The organism is Streptomyces hyderabadensis (assembly GCF_020404845.1).
In the GTDB taxonomy this organism is placed as follows: domain Bacteria; phylum Actinomycetota; class Actinomycetes; order Streptomycetales; family Streptomycetaceae; genus Streptomyces; species Streptomyces hyderabadensis.
Map to the genome: position 1 here is coordinate 20,278 of NZ_JAIOJZ010000072.1, position 7,154 is coordinate 27,431.

At 71.0% G+C, this 7,154-nt stretch carries 6 protein-coding genes; 5 read left to right on the top strand and 1 reads right to left on the bottom strand.

Annotated elements, in window-relative coordinates; all coding sequences use genetic code 11:
* The first annotated feature begins 48 nt into the window (after positions 1 to 48).
* The 4 genes from manA (at position 49) to K7854_RS33735 (ending at position 4,760) form a co-directional block, all read left to right on the top strand.
* Complete coding sequence (gene manA / locus K7854_RS33720) at positions 49 to 1,200, top strand: mannose-6-phosphate isomerase, class I (protein ID WP_226030358.1); 1,152 nt, start codon at positions 49 to 51, stop codon at positions 1,198 to 1,200.
* A gap of 114 nt (positions 1,201 to 1,314) precedes the next feature.
* Entirely contained in the window at positions 1,315 to 2,295 is a 981-nt protein-coding gene (locus K7854_RS33725; RefSeq protein WP_226030359.1) for a cation diffusion facilitator family transporter, read from the top strand.
* A gap of 282 nt (positions 2,296 to 2,577) precedes the next feature.
* Entirely contained in the window at positions 2,578 to 4,035 is a 1,458-nt protein-coding gene (gene ahcY / locus K7854_RS33730) for an adenosylhomocysteinase (protein WP_226030360.1), read from the top strand.
* 110 nt (positions 4,036 to 4,145) lie between these two features.
* Positions 4,146 to 4,760, top strand: coding sequence for a hypothetical protein (locus K7854_RS33735; RefSeq protein WP_226030361.1), 615 nt, complete (start codon positions 4,146 to 4,148; stop codon positions 4,758 to 4,760).
* Between the two features lie 28 nt (positions 4,761 to 4,788).
* Here K7854_RS33735 and K7854_RS33740 read toward each other — a convergent pair whose 3' ends face one another.
* The gene (locus tag K7854_RS33740) at positions 4,789 to 5,745 is read right to left on the bottom strand and encodes an RDD family protein (RefSeq protein ID WP_226030362.1); all 957 of its coding nucleotides are present in this window, start codon (positions 5,743 to 5,745) and stop codon (positions 4,789 to 4,791) included.
* A 126-nt stretch (positions 5,746 to 5,871) separates the two neighbouring features.
* Between K7854_RS33740 and K7854_RS33745 the strand changes: the two genes are divergently transcribed.
* Positions 5,872 to 6,879, top strand: coding sequence for a stage II sporulation protein M (locus tag K7854_RS33745; RefSeq protein WP_226030363.1), 1,008 nt, complete (start codon positions 5,872 to 5,874; stop codon positions 6,877 to 6,879).
* Positions 6,880 to 7,154 lie beyond the last annotated feature (275 nt).

The following is a 7,154-nucleotide window of genomic DNA, read 5'->3' on the forward strand; positions in this document are numbered from 1 at the left end:
CCGGCGCACCATCGCCCACGCCCCCGCACGCACCGGCAGAGAGAACTCATGGACCGCCTCGACAACACCGTCCGCCCCTACGCCTGGGGTTCCACCACCGCCATCCCGACCCTCCTCGGGACCGAACCGACCGGCGAGCCGCAGGCGGAGATGTGGATGGGCGCCCACCCCGGCGCCCCCTCCCGCACCGGCCGGGGCACCCTCGCCGAGGTCGTCGACGCGGACCCCGAGAAGGAACTGGGCGCCGCCTCCGTGGCCAGGTTCGGCCCCCGGCTGCCCTTCCTCCTCAAGCTCCTCGCGGCCGGCGCCCCGCTCTCCCTCCAGGTCCACCCCGACCTCGCCCAGGCCCGGGCCGGTTACGAGGACGAGGAGCGCCGCGGCGTCCCCCTGGACGCCCCGCACCGCAACTACAAGGACGCCAACCACAAGCCCGAACTGATCTGCGCCCTCACCGAGTTCGACGGCCTGTGCGGCTTCCGCCCGCCGGCCCAGACGGCCGACCTGCTCGACGGCCTCGGCGTCGCCTCCCTCAAGCCGTACGTCGACCTGCTGCGCGCCCACCCCGAGGACGCCGCCCTGCGCGAGGTCCTCACCGCCATCCTCACCGCCGACCCCGAGGAGATGTCCCACACGGTCACCGAGACCGCGGCCGCCTGCGACCGTCTCGGCGGCGCGTACCGGCCGTACGCCGGCATCGCCCACCACTACCCGGGCGACCCGGGCGTGCTCGCCGCGATGCTCCTCAACCACGTCCGGCTCCAGCCCGGCGAGGCCCTGTACCTCGGCGCCGGCATCCCGCACGCCTACCTGAACGGCCTGGGCGTCGAGATCATGGCCAACTCCGACAACGTCCTGCGCTGCGGGCTCACCCCCAAGCACGTCGACGTCCCCGAACTCCTGCGCATCGTCCGCTTCGAGGCGGGCGACCCGGGTGTCCTGCGCCCGGAGGCGTCCCCCGACGGCGAAGAGGTCTACGACACCCCGATCGACGAGTTCCGCCTGTCCCGCTACGTCCTGCCCGAGGGCTCCGGCGCCCACGACCTGACCCTGCCCACCCCGCAGATCCTGCTCTGCACGGCGGGTACCGTACGGGCCGGCGAAGACGAACTCGCCCCCGGCCGCTCCGTCTTCGTCCCGGCCCACGAAAAGGCCGAAGCGTCCGGAACCGGCACGCTCTTCCGGGCCACCGTGCGCGTCTGACGGGCGTACTGCGGGGCATCCGGCACGTCGGGGCCCGCGCGGGCTGCAACAATGGCGCACCGCAAAGGCAGGGCAAAGCCGGCCACAGACGAAGGCGAAGGGACAACGCGACACATGAGCGCGTCAGGCGGTACCAGGGCGATCGTGGCGGCACTGCTCGCCAACCTCTCGATCGCGGTGGCGAAATTCGTGGCGTTCCTCTTCAGCGGATCGTCGTCGATGCTCGCCGAGTCCGTGCACTCCCTCGCCGACTCCGGCAACCAGGGCCTGCTGCTCCTGGGCGGCAAGCGGGCCCAGCGCGAGGCCACCCCGCAACACCCCTTCGGCTTCGGCCGCGAGCGCTACATCTACGCCTTCCTCGTCTCCATCGTGCTCTTCTCGGTCGGCGGCATGTTCGCCCTCTACGAGGGCTACGAGAAGATCAAGCACCCGCACGAACTGGAGCACTGGTACTGGCCGGTGGGCGTCCTGGTCTTCGCGATCATCGCCGAGGGCTTCTCCTTCCGGACCGCCATCAAGGAGTCCAACCCGCTGCGCGGCAAGAAGTCCTGGAAGGAGTTCATCCGCCACGCCAAGGCACCGGAGCTGCCGGTCGTCCTCCTGGAGGACCTCGGCGCCCTGGTCGGTCTGATCCTCGCCCTCGGCGGCGTCGGCCTCGCCCTGCTCACCGGCGACGGCGTCTGGGACGGCATCGGGACCCTGTGCATCGGCGTCCTGCTCATCCTGATCGCGCTGGTCCTCGCCGCCGAGACCAAGTCCCTGCTGCTCGGCGAGGCCGCCGGCACCGAGGTGGTCCAGCAGATCGAGGCCGCGGTCGTCGCCGGCGACACCGTCACCGGCATCATCCACATGCGCACCCTCCACCTCGGCCCCGAGGAACTGCTCGTCGCCGCCAAGATCGCCGTGCGCCACGACGGCACGGCCACGGAGATCGCCTCCGCGATCGACGCCGCCGAGTCGCGCATCCGCGAGGCCGTCCCGATCGCCCGCGTCATCTACCTGGAACCGGACATCTACAGCGAGTCCGAGGCCGCCAAGGGCCCCGACCCCGAGGCGACCCCCGGCGGCCCGACCACCCCGCCCGCCGCCCACTGACCGGACCGGCCCGCGACCGTCCTCACCCTGCGTGAACGTCCGGAAGTGTTCGGAGGCGGACTGGGGACGGCGGGCGCCCGCGGTGTAGCTTGGGACGGAGCCAGACGTCGCTGCTGATGGCGGTCGGGCGGTCCACGACGGACCGGCCGAGGGAGAGAGGGCCTCCGACGGACTGCGCTGCGCGTACGCGGGCATGCCTGTGTCCTCTTCTGGGCACCCCTGTGTCCGCCGCCGCGCAGGTCAGCCGTACCCACCTCGACCCAACCCGAGGAGCAGCCCGTTATGACGACTGTCGACAACCGACAGGACTTCAAGGTCGCCGACCTCTCCCTGGCCGCGTTCGGCCGCAAGGAGATCACCCTCGCCGAGCACGAGATGCCGGGCCTGATGGCGATCCGCAAGGAGTACGCCGAGGCCCAGCCGCTCGCCGGCGCCCGCGTCACCGGCTCGCTGCACATGACCGTGCAGACCGCCGTGCTCATCGAGACCCTGGTCGCCCTGGGCGCCGAGGTCCGCTGGGCCTCCTGCAACATCTTCTCCACCCAGGACCACGCGGCCGCCGCCATCGCCGTCGGCCCGAACGGCACGCCCGACGACCCGCAGGGCGTCCCGGTCTTCGCCTGGAAGGGCGAGACCCTCGAAGAGTACTGGTGGTGCACCGAGCAGGCGCTGACCTGGCCGAACACCCCCACCGGCGGCCCGAACATGATCCTGGACGACGGCGGCGACGCCACCCTCCTCGTCCACAAGGGCGTCGAGTACGAGAAGGACGGCAAGGTCCCCTCCGTCGACACCGCCGAGTCCGACGAGCACCGCGTCATCCTCGAACTCCTCACCCGCACGGTCAGCGAGACCCCGCAGAAGTGGACCCAGCTGGCGTCCGAGATCCGCGGCGTGACCGAGGAGACCACGACCGGCGTCCACCGTCTCTACGAGATGCACCGCGACGGCACCCTCCTGTTCCCGGCGATCAACGTCAACGACGCGGTCACCAAGTCGAAGTTCGACAACAAGTACGGCTGCCGCCACTCCCTCGTCGACGGCATCAACCGCGCCACCGACGTGCTGATCGGCGGCAAGACCGCCGTCGTCTGCGGCTACGGCGACGTGGGCAAGGGCTGCGCGGAGTCCCTGCGCGGCCAGGGCGCCCGCGTGATCATCACCGAGATCGACCCGATCTGCGCCCTGCAGGCGGCGATGGACGGCTACCAGGTCACCACGCTGGACGAGGTCGTCGACAAGGCCGACATCTTCATCACCACCACCGGCAACAAGGACATCATCATGGCCTCGGACATGGCCAAGATGAAGCACCAGGCCATCGTCGGCAACATCGGCCACTTCGACAACGAGATCGACATGGCCGGCCTCGCCAAGACCCCCGGCATCGTCAAGGACGAGGTCAAGCCGCAGGTCCACACCTGGACCTACCCCGACGGCAAGGTGCTCATCGTCCTCTCCGAGGGCCGCCTGCTGAACCTGGGCAACGCCACCGGCCACCCGTCGTTCGTGATGTCCAACTCCTTCGCGGACCAGACCCTGGCCCAGATCGAGCTGTTCACCAAGCCCGACGAGTACCCGACCGACGTCTACGTGCTGCCCAAGCACCTGGACGAGAAGGTGGCCCGGCTCCACCTCGACGCCCTCGGCGTCAAGCTGACCACGCTCCGCCCGGAGCAGGCCGACTACATCGGCGTCAAGGTCGAGGGCCCCTACAAGGCGGACCACTACCGCTACTGAGTCACCGGTTCCTCCGAGGCAGGCCCCCGCACCCCCGTGCCGGGGGCCTGCCCCATTGGCGCCACGTCCGCATCAGCGGCCGGACCAGCCCGTCACCACCCAGGACACCCATGCCCCGCGGCCGTTATTCGCTCCACGATCCGCACGATCACACCCCCCTCGCGGAAGAACACTTCCAATGCGCCCCCGGCCCCTCCGGCTGGCGCTACGTCTCCCGGCTGACCACGCCCACCGGGGCCCAGCACGGCTCGGTCGACCTCGCTCTCGACGAACTCGGCCGTCCCATCCGCCTCGAACTCCACGCCGCCGACTGGCAGGTGCGCGGCGCCGCCATCGATGGCGTCACCTGGGTCCGCACCGACCCCACCGGAGTCCACGCCACCGAAGGCAATGCGCGCGCCCACGCCTTCACCGGCACATCCCCGGCCTTCCTCGTCGCCGTCACCCGCCTCCTGCGCCTCACCCCCTCCGAATCAGCCACTCGCGTACGCCTCGTCGCCCTCACCGACCCGGTCCTCGCCCCCCGCACCGTGGACCAGTCCTGGGCCTTGCTGAACAGAGAAGCACACGCCACTGACAACGGACCCCTGATCGTGGACGAATACCAGGTCACAGCCCTGGACACGGGCGAGCAGCACACCGTTCACATCGCCGGCGACGTCGTACTCGCGGCCCCCGGCATCGAGCTGGAGGACCTGGAGACACCACCGTCCGTGTTCCCCTGAGCGGGAGCCGGGAGCCGGGAGACCGTGCCTACGCCGGCGGCACGAACCCGGTCCCGCGTCGGCCGTCCGACGGCACGTCCCGGGGCACCTCGGGCCGGCCACCCGGTGCGGACGCGGGAGGGGGAGGGGGAGCGGCAGGCGGGACCACGGGCGCAGGAGGCGGACCACTCGGCGCAGGAGCAACGGGCGCCACCGGCGTCACCGGCGTCGTCGGCACCGGCGAGCCGGCCGCCGGAGCGCCGCCGAACGCCCGCCAGGCCTCCCGGGCCTGCCTCTCCTGCAGCACCGCCGCCAGATACGCGGGCGGCGGAACCTCCCGCGGCACCGGAGCGCCCGTACGTGCTGAGACGTCGGCGGCGAGCCGTTCGGCCATGGCCCAGCCGACGCGCGGGTCCAGTTGCCCCGTACGCGCCAGGTACTGGCGGACGGCGAGCCACAGATCGTCGGGCACCGCGGACAGGTCGAGCCCCGAGAACCGCCCCGCCAACCAGGGCGGAGGCGGCGGCATGAAGCCCGCGGACGAGAACGGCACCCGCTCCCGCACGACGAGCGTGCCCGCGAACACGTCGCCGAGCCGCCGCCCCCGCGCCGACACCAGCGAGGCGACACAGGCGACGACCCCGAGGGTCATGAGGATCTCGATCACTCCGATCAAGCCCCGCACCAGCGAGTGCCGGAACCGGATGGGCCCACCGTCGTCCCGCACCACCCGCAGTCCGCACGCGACCTTCCCGAGCGACCGTCCGTGGCTGAGCGTCTCCACGGCGATCGGTCCGCCCACCAGGACGAGGACGAAGGCCGCGATCGACAGCGCGGTCTGGGCCGCCACGTCCAGGGACGAGGTGGCCGCCATGAGCGCGACGGTCACCGCCACATAGACGGCCACGGCGACCGCCAGGTCGAGCAGGACGGCCAGCGCCCTGCTGGGCAGCCTCGCGGGGCGCAGCTCCAGCGCCACGGCCTCGCCCGTCACCAGCTCGCTCACGCCCGCCGTCCTTCCCCTGACTGCCCCCGTCCCCGCCAGTCTGCCAAGCTGAGGACGCACCGCGCCGCAGTACGACAAGCTGATCCACGACGAGCCGCCGACGATAGCCGAGGAGCAGGCACACCGATGGACCTCGACGTCTTCGTCTCCGCCCACCGCGCGGAGTGGGACCGCCTCGACGCCCTCCTCCGGCGCAGGCGTCGACTGACCGGCTCCGAGACCGACGAACTCGTCGCCCTCTACCAGCGCACGGCCACTCACCTGTCCCTGATCCAGTCCAGCGCACCCGACCCCCAGCTGACCGGACGGCTCAGCCAACTGGTGGCACGCGCGCGCAGTGTCGTGACCGGCACCCGACGCGCCTCCTGGCGGGACGTCACGCGGTTCCTCACCCAGCAGTTCCCGGCGGCCGTCTACCGGGCCCGCCACTGGTGGGTCCCCACCGCGCTCCTCTCGACCGCGGTGGCGGCCCTCCTGGGCTGGTGGATCGGCACCCACCCGGAGGTGCAGTCCACCATCGCCGCACCGAGCGAACTGCGCGAGCTCACCCGCCCCGGCGGCCAGTACGAGACGTACTACTCGAGCAATCCGGCGGCCTCGTTCGCCGCGCAGGTGTGGACGAACAACGCATGGGCCGCCGCGCTCTGCCTCATCCTGGGCGTCTTCCTGGGGCTGCCCGTCATCTGGATCCTCTTCCAGAACATGCTCAACCTCGGCGTGGGCTTCGGCCTGATGTCGTCGGCCGGCCGCCTCGACACCTTCCTCGGCCTGGTCCTCCCACACGGCCTGCTCGAACTGACGGCGGTGTTCGTCGCCGCGGGCACCGGACTGCGCCTGGGCTGGACCGTCATCGACCCGGGGCCACGTACGCGTCGCGTCGCTCTCGCCGAAGAGGGCAGGGCCGCCATCGGCATGGCGGTCGGCCTGGCCCTCGTCCTCTTCGTGTCCGGCGCCATCGAAGGCTTCGTCACCCCCTCCGGCCTGCCCACCTGGGCGCGGATCACCATCGGAGTCATCGCCGAGCTGGCCTTCCTCGCCTACGTCTATGTCCTGGGCGGCCGTGCCGTTCGCGCCGGCGACACGGGCGACGTGGAGGCAGCCGAACGCAGCGCCACCGTGCCCACGGCAGCCTGATGTGCATCCACCCTCGGTGAGCTGCTACTGTCCTCTTCGTTCCCGCACGAGCCGTTGACACGGAGCGAGCGGGGAGGTAGATTCGAACAGTTGCCTGGAGACGGGGTCACCCCAGAGGGCGACGGTGAACATCTACCAGCTTCCCCGAATCAATGAATTCGACGAAGCACTCTCCCGATGAATCGGAAACGAACGGCCGGTAAGAACGGCCCGGAAGATCTGATAAAGTCGGAACCGCCGGAAAGGGAAACGCGAAAGCGGGAACCTGGAAAGCG